The organism is Streptomyces johnsoniae, assembly GCF_031845565.1.
GTDB classification, from domain to species: Bacteria; Actinomycetota; Actinomycetes; order Streptomycetales; family Streptomycetaceae; genus Streptomyces; species Streptomyces johnsoniae.
Map to the genome: position 1 here is coordinate 271097 of NZ_JAVREV010000006.1, position 14604 is coordinate 285700.

The 14604-nt window shown below is 67.1% G+C and carries 24 protein-coding genes; 20 read left to right on the forward strand and 4 right to left on the reverse strand.

Annotated features, from left to right (window positions below):
* Window position 1 precedes the first annotated feature (1 nt).
* The 20 genes from rplN to rplQ all read left to right on the forward strand — a co-directional run bounded on the left by rplN (window position 2) and on the right by rplQ (window position 11235).
* A complete protein-coding gene (gene rplN / locus RM779_RS13365) occupies window positions 2-370 on the forward strand; it encodes a 50S ribosomal protein L14 (protein WP_107485047.1) in 369 nt (122 codons plus the stop codon).
* Between the two features lie 2 nt (window positions 371-372).
* Entirely contained in the window at window positions 373-696 is a 324-nt protein-coding gene (gene rplX / locus RM779_RS13370) for a 50S ribosomal protein L24 (RefSeq protein ID WP_311617900.1), read from the forward strand.
* Window positions 696-1265, forward strand: coding sequence for a 50S ribosomal protein L5 (rplE, locus tag RM779_RS13375; RefSeq protein WP_077059544.1), 570 nt, complete (start codon window positions 696-698; stop codon window positions 1263-1265). The genes rplX and rplE overlap by 1 nt, the downstream gene beginning before the upstream one ends.
* Window positions 1266-1268: 3 nt before the next feature.
* Window positions 1269-1454 (forward strand): type Z 30S ribosomal protein S14, encoded by a 186-nt coding sequence (locus RM779_RS13380; protein ID WP_049567381.1) that lies wholly within the window; start codon window positions 1269-1271, stop codon window positions 1452-1454.
* An 80-nt stretch (window positions 1455-1534) separates the two neighbouring features.
* Window positions 1535-1933 (forward strand): 30S ribosomal protein S8, encoded by a 399-nt coding sequence (rpsH, locus tag RM779_RS13385; RefSeq protein ID WP_077059543.1) that lies wholly within the window; start codon window positions 1535-1537, stop codon window positions 1931-1933.
* A gap of 22 nt (window positions 1934-1955) precedes the next feature.
* Window positions 1956-2495 (forward strand): 50S ribosomal protein L6, encoded by a 540-nt coding sequence (rplF, locus tag RM779_RS13390; RefSeq protein ID WP_311617901.1) that lies wholly within the window; start codon window positions 1956-1958, stop codon window positions 2493-2495.
* A gap of 2 nt (window positions 2496-2497) precedes the next feature.
* Complete coding sequence (rplR, locus tag RM779_RS13395; protein ID WP_077059541.1) at window positions 2498-2881, forward strand: 50S ribosomal protein L18; 384 nt, start codon at window positions 2498-2500, stop codon at window positions 2879-2881.
* 37 nt (window positions 2882-2918) lie between these two features.
* Complete coding sequence (gene rpsE, locus RM779_RS13400) at window positions 2919-3518, forward strand: 30S ribosomal protein S5 (protein ID WP_311617902.1); 600 nt, start codon at window positions 2919-2921, stop codon at window positions 3516-3518.
* The gene (gene rpmD / locus RM779_RS13405; RefSeq protein ID WP_077059539.1) at window positions 3518-3700 is read left to right on the forward strand and encodes a 50S ribosomal protein L30; all 183 of its coding nucleotides are present in this window, start codon (window positions 3518-3520) and stop codon (window positions 3698-3700) included. The genes rpsE and rpmD overlap by 1 nt, the downstream gene beginning before the upstream one ends.
* A 1-nt stretch (window position 3701) precedes the next feature.
* Window positions 3702-4190, forward strand: coding sequence for a 50S ribosomal protein L15 (gene rplO / locus RM779_RS13410; protein ID WP_077059538.1), 489 nt, complete (start codon window positions 3702-3704; stop codon window positions 4188-4190).
* A gap of 189 nt (window positions 4191-4379) precedes the next feature.
* Window positions 4380-5705 (forward strand): preprotein translocase subunit SecY, encoded by a 1326-nt coding sequence (gene secY / locus RM779_RS13415; protein ID WP_077059537.1) that lies wholly within the window; start codon window positions 4380-4382, stop codon window positions 5703-5705.
* Window positions 5705-6361 (forward strand): adenylate kinase, encoded by a 657-nt coding sequence (locus RM779_RS13420; protein ID WP_311617903.1) that lies wholly within the window; start codon window positions 5705-5707, stop codon window positions 6359-6361. The genes secY and RM779_RS13420 overlap by 1 nt, the downstream gene beginning before the upstream one ends.
* A 14-nt stretch (window positions 6362-6375) precedes the next feature.
* On the forward strand, window positions 6376-7212 hold the full coding sequence (gene map, locus RM779_RS13425; RefSeq protein WP_077059535.1) for a type I methionyl aminopeptidase: 837 nt from the start codon (window positions 6376-6378) through the stop codon (window positions 7210-7212).
* Between the two features lie 134 nt (window positions 7213-7346).
* Entirely contained in the window at window positions 7347-7568 is a 222-nt protein-coding gene (gene infA, locus RM779_RS13430; protein WP_003948620.1) for a translation initiation factor IF-1, read from the forward strand.
* A 43-nt stretch (window positions 7569-7611) separates the two neighbouring features.
* Window positions 7612-7725 (forward strand): 50S ribosomal protein L36, encoded by a 114-nt coding sequence (gene rpmJ, locus RM779_RS13435; protein ID WP_049567412.1) that lies wholly within the window; start codon window positions 7612-7614, stop codon window positions 7723-7725.
* Between the two features lie 160 nt (window positions 7726-7885).
* On the forward strand, window positions 7886-8266 hold the full coding sequence (gene rpsM / locus RM779_RS13440; protein WP_077059534.1) for a 30S ribosomal protein S13: 381 nt from the start codon (window positions 7886-7888) through the stop codon (window positions 8264-8266).
* Window positions 8267-8332: 66 nt separating this feature from the next.
* The gene (gene rpsK / locus RM779_RS13445) at window positions 8333-8737 is read left to right on the forward strand and encodes a 30S ribosomal protein S11 (protein ID WP_016473404.1); all 405 of its coding nucleotides are present in this window, start codon (window positions 8333-8335) and stop codon (window positions 8735-8737) included.
* A gap of 28 nt (window positions 8738-8765) precedes the next feature.
* Window positions 8766-9392 (forward strand): 30S ribosomal protein S4, encoded by a 627-nt coding sequence (gene rpsD, locus RM779_RS13450; RefSeq protein ID WP_077059533.1) that lies wholly within the window; start codon window positions 8766-8768, stop codon window positions 9390-9392.
* A 116-nt stretch (window positions 9393-9508) separates the two neighbouring features.
* Window positions 9509-10531 (forward strand): DNA-directed RNA polymerase subunit alpha, encoded by a 1023-nt coding sequence (locus tag RM779_RS13455; protein ID WP_311617904.1) that lies wholly within the window; start codon window positions 9509-9511, stop codon window positions 10529-10531.
* 161 nt (window positions 10532-10692) lie between these two features.
* On the forward strand, window positions 10693-11235 hold the full coding sequence (gene rplQ / locus RM779_RS13460; protein WP_311617905.1) for a 50S ribosomal protein L17: 543 nt from the start codon (window positions 10693-10695) through the stop codon (window positions 11233-11235).
* Between the two features lie 56 nt (window positions 11236-11291).
* Here the strand turns inward: rplQ and RM779_RS13465 are convergent, their stop codons facing one another.
* From RM779_RS13465 to RM779_RS13480, 4 genes are all read right to left on the reverse strand, one after another.
* Window positions 11292-12146, reverse strand: a complete 855-nt coding sequence (locus tag RM779_RS13465; protein WP_311617906.1) for a hypothetical protein — start codon at window positions 12144-12146, stop codon at window positions 11292-11294.
* A 95-nt stretch (window positions 12147-12241) separates the two neighbouring features.
* Window positions 12242-12973, reverse strand: a complete 732-nt coding sequence (locus tag RM779_RS13470) for an AAA family ATPase (RefSeq protein WP_311617907.1) — start codon at window positions 12971-12973, stop codon at window positions 12242-12244.
* Window positions 12900-13355: an AAA family ATPase gene (locus RM779_RS13475; protein WP_311617908.1), complete on the reverse strand. Its 456-nt coding sequence runs from the start codon at window positions 13353-13355 to the stop codon at window positions 12900-12902. Before RM779_RS13475 ends, RM779_RS13470 begins: the two co-directional genes overlap by 74 nt.
* Window positions 13352-14524, reverse strand: a complete 1173-nt coding sequence (locus tag RM779_RS13480; RefSeq protein WP_311617909.1) for a DUF262 domain-containing protein — start codon at window positions 14522-14524, stop codon at window positions 13352-13354. Before RM779_RS13480 ends, RM779_RS13475 begins: the two co-directional genes overlap by 4 nt.
* Between the last annotated feature and the right edge of the window lie 80 nt (window positions 14525-14604).

Below are 14604 nucleotides of genomic sequence, written 5' to 3' on the forward strand. Positions count from 1 at the left end.
AATGATCCAGCAGGAGTCGCGACTGCGCGTCGCCGACAACACGGGTGCGAAGGAGATTCTCTGCATCCGCGTGCTCGGCGGATCAGGGCGCCGCTACGCGGGCATCGGTGACGTCATCGTCGCCACCGTCAAGGACGCGATCCCCGGTGGCAACGTGAAGAAGGGCGACGTCGTCAAGGCCGTCGTCGTGCGCGCCGTGAAGGAGCGCAGGCGGCCGGACGGTTCGTACATTCGTTTCGACGAGAACGCCGCAGTCATTCTGCGGAACGACGGCGACCCCCGTGGCACCCGTATCTTCGGCCCGGTGGGCCGTGAGCTGCGCGAGAAGAAGTTCATGAAGATCATCTCCCTCGCGCCGGAGGTGCTGTAAGCATGAAGATCAAGAAGGGTGACCTGGTCCAGGTCATCACCGGCAAGGACAGGGGCAAGCAGGGCAAGGTCATCGTTGCCTACCCGCGCGAGGACCGCGTCCTGGTCGAGGGTGTCAACCGGGTCAAGAAGCACGTCAAGGCCGGCACGACCCAGCGCGGTTCCAAGACCGGTGGCATCATCACGACCGAGGCCCCGATCCATGTGAGCAACGTTGCGCTCGTGGTGGAGAAGGACGGCAAGAAGGTCACCACCAAGGTCGGTTTCCGCTTCGACGACGACGGCAACAAGATCCGCGTCGCCCGCCGGACCGGTGAGGACATCTGATGACCACTGCCACCACCACCCCCACCGCGCCGCGTCTGAAGACGCGCTACCGCGAAGAGATCGCGGGCAAGCTGCGTGACGAGTTCAAGTACGCGAACGTCATGCAGGTGCCCGGTCTGACCAAGATCGTGGTCAACATGGGCGTGGGCGAAGCCGCCCGCGACTCCAAGCTGATCGAGGGCGCCGTGCGCGACCTCGCCACGATCACCGGCCAGAAGGCCACGGTGACCAAGGCCCGCCGGTCCATCGCGCAGTTCAAGCTGCGCGAGGGCCAGCCGATCGGCGCGCACGTGACGCTGCGCGGCGACCGCATGTGGGAGTTCCTGGACCGGCTGCTGTCCCTGGCGCTGCCGCGGATTCGTGACTTCCGCGGTCTGTCGCCGAAGCAGTTCGACGGCCGGGGCAACTACACGTTCGGTCTCACCGAGCAGGTCATGTTCCACGAGATCGACCCCGACCGCATCGACCGCGTTCGCGGTATGGACATCACCGTCGTCACCACGGCGAACACCGACGAGGAGGGCCGTAGCCTGCTGCGTCTCCTCGGTTTCCCCTTCAAGGAGGCGTGAGCTGTGGCGAAGAAGGCTCTGATCGCCAAGGCCGCCCGCAAGCCGAAGTTCGCCGTGCGTGGCTACACGCGCTGCCAGCGCTGCGGCCGGCCCCATTCCGTGTACCGCAAGTTCGGCCTGTGCCGTGTGTGCCTCCGCGAGATGGCGCACCGTGGCGAACTGCCGGGCGTCACCAAGAGCTCCTGGTAAAACCGACTACGCCGTAGGTCCCGCGTGTGTGGATGTACACGGACGAGGAAACCCCGGCGAGAGAGGCCGAAGGCCGTTTTATGACCATGACCGATCCGATCGCAGACATGCTGACCCGTCTGCGGAACGCGAACTCGGCGTACCACGACTCCGTCGTGATGCCGCACAGCAAGATCAAGTCGCACATCGCGGAGATCCTCCAGCAGGAGGGCTACATCACCGGCTGGAAGACCGAGGACGCCCAGGTGGGCAAGCACCTGGTCCTTGAGCTCAAGTACGGTCCGAACCGCGAGCGCTCGATCGCCGGCATCAAGCGGATCTCGAAGCCGGGCCTTCGGGTCTACGCGAAGTCCACCAGCCTGCCGAAGGTGCTCGGCGGCCTGGGCGTGGCGATCATCTCCACGTCCAACGGACTGCTCACCGACAAGCAGGCGCAGAAGAAGGGCGTGGGCGGGGAAGTCCTCGCCTACGTCTGGTGACGAAGGGAACGGAGGAAAAGCCATGTCGCGAATTGGCAAGCAGCCGATCCCGGTTCCCGCCGGCGTGGACATCAACATCGACGGCCGCACGGTCGCGGTGAAGGGCCCCAAGGGTGCCCTGTCCCACACCATCGCGTCACCCATCGAGGTGGCCCGTGGCGAGGACGGGGCCATCCTGGTGTCCCGTCCGAACGACGAGACCCGGAATCGCGCCCTGCACGGCCTGTCCCGCACGCTGGTGGCCAACATGATCACCGGTGTGACGCAGGGATACGTGAAGAAGCTGGAGATCAGCGGCGTCGGTTACCGTGTCCAGGCCAAGGGCTCCAATCTGGAGTTCTCGCTCGGGTACAGCCACCCGATCCTGGTCGAGCCGCCGGAAGGCATCGCGTTCAAGGTCGAGACCCCGACCCGCTTCAGCGTCGAGGGCATCGACAAGCAGAAGGTCGGCGAGGTCGCGGCGAACATCCGCAAGCTGCGGAAGCCCGACCCGTACAAGGCCAAGGGCGTGAAGTACGAGGGCGAAGTCATCCGCCGCAAGGTCGGAAAGGCTGGTAAGTAGCCATGGCATACGGTGTCAAGATCGCCAAGGGTGACGCCCGGAAGCGGGCGGCGGCCAAGCGTCGGCACGTTCGTATCCGCAAGAAGATCTCGGGTACCGCCGAGCGCCCGCGCCTGGTCGTGACGCGGTCCAACCGCCACATGGTGGCGCAGGTCGTGGACGACACGGTCGGGCACACGGTCGCCTCCGCCTCCTCGCTGGACGTGTCCATCCGGGGTAACGAGGGCGACAAGAGCAACAAGGCCAAGCAGGTCGGTGCCCTCGTTGCCGAGCGCGCCAAGGCCGCGGGCGTCGAGGCCGTCGTGTTCGACCGTGGCGGCAGCCGGTACGCCGGCCGCGTCGCCGCGCTGGCCGACGCCGCACGCGAGGCTGGACTCAAGTTCTGAGCCGGTCCCGTCGACAGAATCGAGAGAGGTAATTCCAATGGCTGGACCCCAGCGCCGCGGTGGCGGCGCCGGTGGCGAGCGGCGGGACCGTAAGGGCCGGGACGGCGGCGCTGCCGCCGAGAAGACCGCGTACGTCGAACGCGTCGTCGCGATCAACCGCGTCGCCAAGGTTGTGAAGGGTGGTCGTCGCTTCAGCTTTACCGCGCTGGTCGTGGTGGGCGACGGTGACGGCACCGTGGGTGTCGGTTACGGCAAGGCCAAGGAGGTGCCGGCCGCCATCGCCAAGGGTGTGGAGGAGGCCAAGAAGCACTTCTTCAAGGTCCCCCGGATTCAGGGCACCATCCCGCACCCGTTCCAGGGTGAGGAGGCCGCGGGCGTCGTTCTGCTGAAGCCGGCCTCGCCCGGTACCGGTGTGATCGCGGGTGGCCCGGTGCGTGCCGTGCTGGAGTGCGCGGGCATCCACGACGTGCTGAGCAAGTCACTCGGATCGGCGAACCCGATCAACATCGTGCACGCCACGGTGGCCGCTCTTAAGGGTCTTCAGCGCCCGGAGGAGATCGCCGCCCGCCGTGGGCTGCCGCTTGAGGACGTGGCCCCCGCGGCGCTGCTGCGGGCCCGCGCCGGAGTGGGTGCGTGATGGCACAGCTGAAGATCACCCAGGTGAAGTCCCGTATCGGGAGCAAGCAGAACCACCGGGACACGCTGCGCTCGCTCGGGCTGCGGCGTATCAACGACGTGGTCGTCAAGGAGGACCGCCCGGAGATCCGCGGCATGGCCAACACCGTGCGGCATCTGGTGACGGTCGAGGAGGTGGACTGAGATGGCCGAGCTTTCCAAGAAGGAGAGCACGGAGGGCTCGGGCGGCGCTCCGCTCAAGCTCCATGACCTCAGGCCTGCCCCCGGCGCCAAGAAGGCCAAGGTCCGCGTGGGCCGTGGTGAGGCGTCCAAGGGCAAGACCGCCGGCCGTGGCACCAAGGGCACCAAGGCCAGGTACCAGGTCAGGGCGGGCTTCGAGGGCGGGCAATTGCCGCTGATCCAGCGGCTTCCGAAGCTCAAGGGCTTCAAGAACCCGGCCCACAAGAACTATCAGGTCGTCAACGTGGAGCGGCTCGCCGCGCTCTACCCCGAAGGCGGCGACGTGACGGTCGCCGACCTGGTGGCCAAGGGCGCGGTGCGCAAGAACGAGCTGGTCAAGGTGCTTGGCAGCGGGGACATCTCCGTGGCGCTGACCGTGACGGTGGATGCCGTCTCGGCCTCCGCCAAGGAAAAGATCACCGCGGCGGGTGGCACCGTCACCGAGCGTTCCTGAATCGGCGGGCGATTGGCCGGATCTGTGAGTGACCGGGGGTGCCTGAGGCATAGGCATCCCCGGTCAGTCGTTCCGGCCTGACACTTACGCCGGTAAGGTGGCGTCCGTTGTCGTCACCAGTTCTGTCATGTCCGTTGGAGTTCAAGACCGTCACCTCTCGCGCTCACCGCGGGGGGCGCAGGAGGAGCCGTGCTCACCGCGTTCGCCCGGGCGTTTCAGACGCCCGACCTGCGTAAGAAGCTGCTCTTCACCCTCGGCATCGTCGTGGTGTTCCGTTTCGGCCAGCATGTGCCGGTGCCGGGTGTCAGCTTCCAGAACGTCGAACAGTGTGTGGAGGAGGCCGATGCCGCCGGGGCCGGCTCCGGCCTGTTCGGTCTGGTCAACATGTTCAGCGGCGGGGCGCTGCTGCAACTGACCATCTTCGCACTGGGCATCATGCCCTACATCACCGCGAGCATTATTCTCCAGCTGCTCGTCGTGGTGATTCCGAGGCTGGAGGCGCTGAAGAAGGAGGGGCAGTCCGGCCAGGCGAAGATCACACAGTACACGCGTTATCTGACGATGGCGCTGGCGGTCCTCCAGGCGACGGGGCTGGTGGCGACGGCCCGCAGCGGCACCCTCTTCCCCCAGTGCACCGTCAGGAACGACATCATTCCCGACGACTCCATCTTCGCCACGGTGCTGATGGTCGTCGCGTTGACCTCCGCGACCGCGCTGATCATGTGGATGGGTGAGCTGATCACCGACCGCGGCATCGGCAACGGCATGTCGATGCTGATGTTCGTGTCGATCGCCGCCGGCTTCCCCGGCTCGCTCTGGCAGATCAAGCAGCAGGGCAGCCTCGCGGACGGCTGGATCGAGTTCGGCGTCGTGGTGGCCTGCGGTCTGGCGATGGTCGGCCTCGTGGTCTTCGTGGAGCTGGCGCAGCGCCGCATCCCGGTGCAGTACGCGAAACGGATGATCGGCCGCCGGTCCTACGGCGGTACGTCGACATACATCCCGCTCAAGGTCAACCAGGCCGGTGTGATTCCCGTCATCTTCGCTTCCTCGCTGCTGTACATCCCGCAGCTGCTGGTGCAGTTCGCCGGTACGGACTCGGGCGGCTGGACCGACTGGGTCCAGCGGTACTTCACCGGTGGCGACCACCCGTACTACATCATCACGTACTTCCTGCTCATCGTCTTCTTCGCCTTCTTCTACGTGGCCATCACGTTCAACCCCGAAGACGTGGCCGAGAATATGAAGAAGTATGGTGGATTCATCCCGGGAATCCGGGCAGGCCGTCCCACGGTCGAGTACCTGAGCTACGTGCTCAACCGCATCACGTGGCCCGGATCGCTCTACCTGGGTCTCATCGCTCTGGTGCCCACGGTGGCGCTGGTGATGTTCAACGCGCAGCAGGACTTCCCGTTCGGTGGGACATCCATCCTGATCATCGTGGGTGTCGGTCTCGAAACGGTGCGGCAGATCGAGAGTCAGCTTCACCAGCGCAATTACGAAGGGTTCCTCCGCTGATGCGAATTGTCCTCGTCGGACCACCAGGCGCCGGCAAGGGCACGCAGGCCACGCTGCTTGCCGAGCGCCTTGCCATCCCGCACATTTCGACCGGCGACCTCTTCCGCGCCAACATCCGCCAGGGCACGGATCTTGGCCGGCAGGTGGACGAGATCCTCCGTGAGGGCGGGCTGGTCCCGGACGAGGTCACGGTGGCGATGGCCGCCGACCGGATGGCGCAGCAGGATGCCGTGAGCGGCTTCCTGCTGGACGGTTTCCCGCGCAACATCGCCCAGGCGAAGGCGCTGGACTCCCTCCTCGCCGAGTCGGGGGAGAAGCTGGACGCGGTGCTGGACCTGGAGGTCCCCGAGGACGAGGTGGTCCGGCGCATCGCCGGCCGCCGCACCTGCCGGAACGACAGCAGTCACACGTTCCACGTGCAGAACAAGCCGCCGCGCGCGGAGGGCGTCTGCGACGTGTGCGGCGGGGAGCTGTACCAGCGGGAGGACGACCGCGAGGAGACCGTCAGGAAGCGACTCGCGGTGTACCACGAGGAGACGGAGCCGATCATCGGGTACTACCGCGAGCAGGGCCTGGTCTCGACGATCTCGGCGCTTGCCCCGGTGCCCGAGGTGACGCGGCGCGCGCTGGACGCGCTGCCCGGACGCGGCGAGTAGCGAGGAGTCCGCGGATGGTGGAGATCAAGAGCCCTGAGCAGATCGCGAAGATGCGCGCGGCGGGCCTCGTCGTCGCCGAGATACACCGCAGGTGCGCCGAGGCCGCGGTGCCGGGAGCCAGCACCAAGGACCTGGACGACGTGGCCGCCACCGTGCTCGCCGAGCGCGACGCCAAGCCCAACTTCCTGGGCTACGGCGGCTTCCCCGCGACGATCTGCACCTCGGTGAACGATGTGGTGGTGCACGGCATCCCGGGCCGGGAGACCGTGCTGAAGGCCGGAGACCTCATCTCCATCGACGCCGGCGCGATCGTCGACGGCTGGCACGCCGACGCGGCGCTCACCGTCTTCGTCGGCGACGGGCACCCCGAGCAGCTGCACGAGCTGAGCCGGGTGACCGAGGAGTCCCTGTGGGCCGGGATCGCGGCCATGCGCAAGGGGAACCGGCTGGTCGACATCTCGAAGGCCATCGAGGGCTACATCAGGCGGCAGCCGCTGCCGGCGTCGGGCAAGTACGGGATCATCGAGAGCTACGGCGGGCACGGCATCGGGACCGAGATGCACATGGACCCGCACCTGCTGAACTACGTGGACCGCAGGCGGGGCCGCGGGCCGCGGCTGATCCCCGGGTTCTGCCTGGCGATCGAGCCGATGGTCTCGCTGGGCACCGCCAAGACCCACGTGCTGGCGGACGAGTGGACCGTGAAGACGAACGACGGCACCTGGGCCTCCCACTGGGAGCACTCGGTCGCGCTGACCGAGGAGGGCCCGCTGGTGCTGACCGCGCAGGATGGCGGCCGGGCGAAGCTGGCCGAGCTGGGCGTGACGGCTGCTCCTGATCCGCTGGCTTAATGATCTTCTCTTTGGGGAAAGATCATGGATTCGTCTTTTTGAGTAGGGTGTCGTAGACTGGCTTGTCGGTCCTGGTGTACCCGTCTGCCCAGGGCCATCCAGGTAGCCGATCCCGGAAGGTGAAGCGCTCAAGCATGGCCAAAAAACAAGGGGCCATCGAGATCGAGGGCACCGTTGTCGAGTCCCTGCCGAACGCGATGTTCAAGGTAGAGCTCCAGAACGGACACCAGGTCCTCGCGCACATCAGCGGCAAGATGCGGATGCACTACATCCGTATTCTTCCCGACGACCGGGTCGTGGTGGAGCTGTCTCCCTACGACCTGACCCGCGGGCGGATCGTCTACCGCTACAAGTAGATCAAGCAGATCGTTTCTCACACGACCCGGAGAGCTTCACCCCATGAAGGTCAGGCCGAGCGTCAAGAAGATCTGCGACAAGTGCAAGGTGATCCGCCGCCACGGGCGCGTCATGGTCATCTGCGAGAACCTGCGCCACAAGCAGCGTCAGGGCTGACCGCACTTTCGTAGTTCTTTTTCGCGCGACATATGAATAACGCAGACGCCCGACCCCTCGCGCAGCGCGGGGACGATACCCCCGGTCGGAGGCCGGGGACCCGACGTGGCAGTCGGGAACGGCGCTGCGGCAGACCTCCCGAACATCAGGAGCCACACGCATGGCACGCCTCGCAGGCGTCGATCTCCCGCGCGAAAAGCGCGTCGAGGTCGCTCTCACCTACGTCTTCGGCATCGGTCGCACCCTTGCCAAGGAGACGCTCACCCAGACCGGGGTGCACCCGGACACCCGCGTGCGTGATCTGGCCGAGGAGGACCTCGTCAAGATCCGCGAGTACGTGGACAACAACTTCAGGACCGAGGGTGACCTCCGTCGCGAGATCCAGGCCGACATCCGTCGCAAGGTCGAGATCCAGTGCTACGAGGGGCTGCGCCACCGCCGCGGCCTGCCCGTCCACGGCCAGCGCACCAAGACCAACGCCCGCACCCGCAAGGGTCCGCGTCGCGCGATCGCCGGCAAGAAGAAGCCGGGCAAGAAGTAGTCCGCACGGACGCCGACACCGGTCCGTGCACAAGGACCGACCACCTCCACGGGAGAGACCAAGCACATGCCTCCGAAGGGCCGTACAGCCGGCGCCAAGAAGGTGCGCCGCAAGGAAAAGAAGAACGTTGCTCATGGGCACGCCCACATCAAGAGCACGTTCAACAACACGATCGTCTCGATCACCGACCCCACCGGGAACGTGATCTCCTGGGCCTCCGCCGGCCACGTCGGCTTCAAGGGGTCGCGCAAGTCGACTCCGTTCGCCGCGCAGATGGCCGCGGAGAATGCCGCTCGCCGGGCCCAGGAGCACGGGATGCGCAAGGTCGACGTCTTCGTCAAGGGTCCCGGCTCCGGCCGTGAGACCGCGATCCGGTCCCTCCAGGCGACCGGTCTCGAGGTCGGCTCGATCCAGGACGTGACCCCGACCCCGCACAACGGCTGCCGCCCGCCCAAGCGCCGCCGTGTCTGACCAGGTGAAGTAGGAGACGAGAAAAATCATGGCGCGTTACACCGGGGCCGACTGCAAGCGTTGCCGTCGGGAGAAGCAGAAGCTCTTCCTCAAGGGAGCCAAGTGCGAGAGCGCTAAGTGCCCGATCGAGATCCGTCCTTACCCCCCGGGTGAGCACGGGCGCGGGCGCACCAAGGACAGCGAGTACCTGCTTCAGAAGCGTGAGAAGCAGAAGTGCGCGCGTATCTACGGTGTTCTGGAGAAGCAGTTCCGCGGGTACTACAACGAGGCGAACCGCCAGCAGGGCAAGACTGGTGAAAACCTGCTGCGCATCCTCGAGTCCCGCCTGGACAACGTGGTCTACCGGGCCGGCTTCGCCAAGTCCCGCGACCACGCCCGTCAGCTCGTCCGGCACGGGCACATCCTGCTCAACGGCCGGAAGAACGACATTCCCTCGGCGCGGGTGTCGCCGAACGACATCGTCGAGGTCCGTGAGTCCTCCCGTGCGCTGACCCCCTTCCAGGTCGCCGTCGCGGAGGCCGGGGACAAGACGGTGCCGGCGTGGCTGGAGTCCATCCCGTCGCGGCTGCGCATCCTCGTCCACTCGCTGCCCGAGCGCCAGGTGATCGACACCCAGGTGCAGGAGCAGCTCATCGTCGAGCTCTACTCGAAGTAAGCCCGGCCAGGGGCGCGGGCGGGGTCGCGTGAGGAACGCGGCTCCGCCCGTACCCTTGAAGTACACATCGTCTGGCTCGGCATCAAATAGCGGGTGCCGAAGACTGGAGTCGTAACATGCTGATCGCTCAGCGTCCTTCCCTGACCGAAGAGGTCGTCGACGAGTTCCGTTCCCGGTTCGTGATCGAGCCGCTGGAGCCGGGCTTCGGCTACACCCTCGGCAATTCCCTGCGGCGTACGCTGCTGTCCTCCATTCCCGGTGCGGCTGTCACCAGCATCCGCATCGATGGCGTGCTGCACGAGTTCACCACCGTGCCGGGCGTCAAGGAGGACGTGACCGACCTCATCCTCAACATCAAGCAGCTCGTCGTCTCCTCCGAGCACGACGAGCCGGTCGTGATGTACCTGCGCAAGCAGGGCCCCGGCCTGGTGACCGCCGCGGACATCGCGCCGCCGGCCGGCGTCGAGGTGCACAACCCCGACCTGGTCCTGGCCACGCTGAACAACAAGGGCAAGCTGGAGATGGAGCTGACCGTCGAGCGCGGTCGCGGCTACGTCTCCGCCGTGCAGAACAAGCAGGTCGGCCAGGAGATCGGCCGCATCCCGGTGGACTCCATCTACAGCCCCGTGCTGAAGGTCACCTACAAGGTGGAGGCCACCCGTGTCGAGCAGCGCACCGACTTCGACAAGCTGATCGTCGACGTGGAGACCAAGGAGGCCATGCGTCCGCGCGACGCCATGGCATCCGCGGGCAAGACCCTCGTCGAGCTGTTCGGCCTGGCGCGCGAGCTGAATGTCGACGCCGAGGGCATCGACATGGGCCCGTCCCCGACGGACGCCGCGCTCGCCGCCGACCTTGCGCTGCCGATCGAGGAGCTGGAGCTGACGGTCCGCTCCTACAACTGCCTCAAGCGCGAGGGCATCCACTCGGTGGGCGAGCTGGTGGCCCGTTCCGAGGCGGACCTGCTGGACATCCGCAACTTCGGTGCCAAGTCGATCGACGAGGTCAAGGCGAAGCTGGCCGGCATGGGCCTGGCCCTCAAGGACAGCCCGCCCGGATTCGACCCGACCACCGCGGCCGACGCCTTCGGCGCGGAGGACGACGGCGACACGGGCTTCGTGGAGACCGAGCAGTACTGACCCGCGCCTTCGGCGCCATGCCGACACCGGTACCTGGCACGGCCGGTGCGGCCCGCCTCCGGCGCCCCGCGCGCCGGGGGCGCACGTTCCCGGGACCACCCGGGGGCGTCCGCTGACACCGGTACCTGGTACGGCCGGTGCAGACCCGACAGGAGAGAGACATGCCGACGCCTACCAAGGGCCGCAGGCTGGGCGGCAGCCCCGCCCACGAGCGGATGCTCGTGGCGAACCTCGCGACCGCGCTGTTCGAGCACGGCCGCATCACCACGACCGTCGCGAAGGCCCGGCGGCTGCGCCCGGTGGCCGAGCGCCTGATCACCAAGGCGAAGAAGGGCGACCTGCACAACCGCCGCCAGGTGATGCAGACCATCCGCGACAAGAGCGTCGTGCACACGCTGTTCACGGAGATCGGGCCCAAGTTCGCCAACCGGCCCGGCGGCTACACCCGCATCACGAAGATCGGCCCGCGGCGTGGCGACAACGCGCCCATGGCCGTCATCGAGCTGGTCGAGGCGCTGACCGTGCAGCAGGAGGCGGTCGGCGAGGCCGAGGCCGCGACGCGGCGCTCCGTGAAGGAGCAGGAGCAGGCACCGACCGCGGACCTGGCGAAGCAGGACACCGCGGCCGACGAGTCCCAGGAGACCGCGGAGTCCGCGGACGCCGGGGACGCCGGGGACGAGAAGAAGGACGAGAAGAACGCCTGAGCCGTCCGGCAACTCCTTGTGCCCGAGGGCCCGTTTCCCCTAAGGGGGGCGGGCCCTCAGGTGTCGAGGTGGCCGACGAAAATGCCGATCAGGATGCGCCCGCCCAGCCGGGGCTCCGGCAGGCTGAAATGCACGCGGTTGCGGGCCCGGTGCTGCTTGGCGTGCCACTGGCAGTCGTACGTCTCGCCCTCGTGTTCCACTTGGCGCTGCCGGATGACCGCGGGCTTCGCCCGGGTGTTCGGGCTCTCCGGCGACAGGTCGATGCCGTGGTGGCCCAGTTCGGCCTGGACCTTGGCGGGGAGCCCTGCATGCCGTTGCAGGGCGTCCGTGAAGTGGTCGTTGACGACAGCGAGTACCTGCGTGACCCAGGAACGCAGGGTCCGGTAGTCGCCGTCGGACTTCCCGAACGACAGGGCCGGGGCGAGGACCAGAGCCGGGAAGGCATCGACCGCGAGCGCGTGGAAGGCACGTTCGGGAACGTTTTCCCGCTTGTAGAGTCCACGCCAGAACGTGGTGAGGTCGGCGTCGCCGCGCACGAAGAACACCTCGGTGCCGCCCGCCGCGGAGGCGACCGCCTGCCACCCTCCTGGGGCTTCATCGACGGGGAAGACCAGGCAAGCGATGTGGTGGCCTTCCAGGGCGCTGCGCAGGGCGTGACCGAGTGACCAGGCCAACTGCCGTGTCCGGCCGGCCACCGTGACCTCGTCGGGGACATGCGTGGCCTGCTCGGTGTCCCAGGTGCGGCAGCGGTCCATCAGCAGGGCCATGCGACGGCGGACGTCCGGGGACACCGCCCGCCCCGGGCCGTCGGACTCGTACATGAACCGCCACAGCTCGCAGTCGTCCAGGCATTCGTGCTCGTGCCACCACTCGGGCCGCTGCCACAACCCGTTCGTGAAGGATGTCCTCAAGAACGTCGTTGAACTCGTCGAGCAGATGGGTCAGTGGCTCGGACGCGAGACCCCGGAAATCAAAGCTGGTCTCGTCGACGAGTACCCGGTACGGCTCATCGGCTGCGGCGTCGGGCACGGGCGAGCCTCCCCAGGTCACTCTCGATCTGGTCGAAGAAGCCGCCGGGCCACTGCGTCAGCTCGCCGCGGTCGGTCAGCTCGATGGGCACTGTCTCCTCCCGCCCGAAGTAGTGCACGATTGCGTCCTGCGCGCGTAGAGTCCGGTCCTCCGCCACGGCGAGGCGCGCCCCGTTCAGTACGTGGTCGCTGTGCGTCTCCACCATGACCTGGACGCCGCTGCCCGCGACGCGGGCCAGGAACCGGCCGAGCCGGGACTGGCCGCCCGGGTGGAGATGGGCCTCGGGATTTTCCACGATGAGGATGTCGCCGGGCTCGGTCATCAGTCCGGCGACGATGACGGGCAGGCCGTAGGAGACCCCGAACCCGGTATTGGCGGGCCGGATCACTTCGCCGTACGGGCCCGCCTCCTGGAAGCGGATGGTGCTCGCGGCGAGTCCCGGGGCCCACTGGGCGGTGATCCGGATCGGGCGGATGATGTGCGAGGCCCAGTGTTCGGCTTGGGAACGCAGCAGCGGCACGTCGGAGTCCGGGTGCTGGAGCGGGTCCCGTACGGTCAGCCGCCGCGTCGTCAGTCGTTCCTGGCGCAGAGCGAGGACCTGCGCGGTGTGCTCGCCCCGGACGCCGACCCCCAGCTCATCGGGCGGCTCGGCCGAGACGTTCAGCAGGTCGCGGGGGCCGAGGCGTTCGGCGCAGGTAGGTGAACCCACTGCCCGGGCGGTCGAGGCCGGGCGGCGGCTGGTCGGGCGCATCGTCGACCGAGAGGTGCAGGGCGCGTTCGTGGGGGATGCCGAACCGGTACTCCCAGATAGCGTCCGGGCGTTCACCGTCGCCGTGGAGCCGGAAGTCGAATTCCTGATGCTCGGCCGCGGGATGCAGCAGTTCCTGGGCCTCTCCCAGGGCCAAGCCGTACGGCCCGTTGAGTCTGACGGTCCGGTCGACGGGCGAAGCGGCCTGGCGGGCGAGCAGGAGGGATTGAAGGACGGTGCTCTTGCCGGCACCGTTGAGGCCGGTCAGCACTGTCAACGGGCGCAGCGTGAAAGCAGCGTTCGCGAAGCACTTGAAGTTCTTGATCCTCAGCGAGGTGATCACAGACCGGCCTTCGCGTCCTGCTCGGCGGAGCTGAAGCGGTACGCCACACGGCGCCGGTCGCTGGTGGAGGAGGTAATGGCGTCAAGGTAGGCGATGTCTTCGGCCATGCGGGTACGTGCCGCGCCCACGATGGCCGCCTGCCTGCGCTTGAGGTCTTCCGCGTCGTAACGGGCCAGGGCGACGGACCAGCTCTCGAAAAGGGCCCGGTTGATCGGATTGCGTCCCGGCGGGCCGCCTGCCGGCCACTTGCGGAACGTGTGCTCGCCGAAGAGGAGATGCGCGTTGGCCATGGCTGTGCGGAACGCCTCGTACAGCTCGTCGACCTTGCTGTCGGGCACTTCTTTCGGATCATCGAGCTGTGCCGTGGCATGCTCCAGGAACTTGTCCATCACCGGATTTCGTTGGTACGCGTCCATGCCCATCAACCAGAAGGCCGCGAATCGCAGGGCCATCTCGCGGTCGTTCATGCGGATGTGGCCGCCCAGGTAGTTGGTCGCGGTGTTGAACTCGGGCATGGCTGTCATGTGCTTGAGAATGTTCCGGCTGCGGTCCTTGCTCATGCAGTGCCGGATCTCCTGCGCGTTCAGCGGAGTACCGCCGGTGTTGATGCGCTTGAAGATGTCGTACATGACGTCGGACGGCGTCGTTGGGTCGATGACGTTCACCACGAGCTGGGTATTGTTAACGCGGCGCTGCCACTGCACGGGCAAGTCCGAGAAGCTGCTGCTGTTTTCCTCCAGGTAATCCAGCCCCTTGAGGCGGAACCCTTGGTCACCACCCCGGACGAAGGCATGGAGGGTGGAGAGCCGCTGCAGACCGTCCACGACCCTGAAGGCCCCATCGCTGTCCTCGGCGAAGTAGAACGCGGGCAGCGGGATCTGGAGCAGCAGGGATTCGACGAGGCGTGACTTCTGTTCGACCTTCCACACCTGGCCGCGCTGGAAGTCCGGGGCCAGCTCCAGCGACCCTTCGTCGATCATGTCCAGGATGTTCCGTAGCGAGAACGTACTGGTGGTGACGCGGATCTGCGCCGGGTCCCACGGCTTCACGATTGCGGAATCCGGCTCCGGAGCCGTTCGGTCATCCTGCTCCACCTCGACGCCGGTCGCCCGACCGTCGAAAACGTCCTCGACCACGTCGGGTGTTCCTTGTGCCTCCGCCTTCTCCATGCGGCTGATCCTATCGACGCGGTGTCTCGCCCGGGGTCAGGTCTCTTCCGCGAGATGCGGCGTCATGTCCGGCGGGCGAG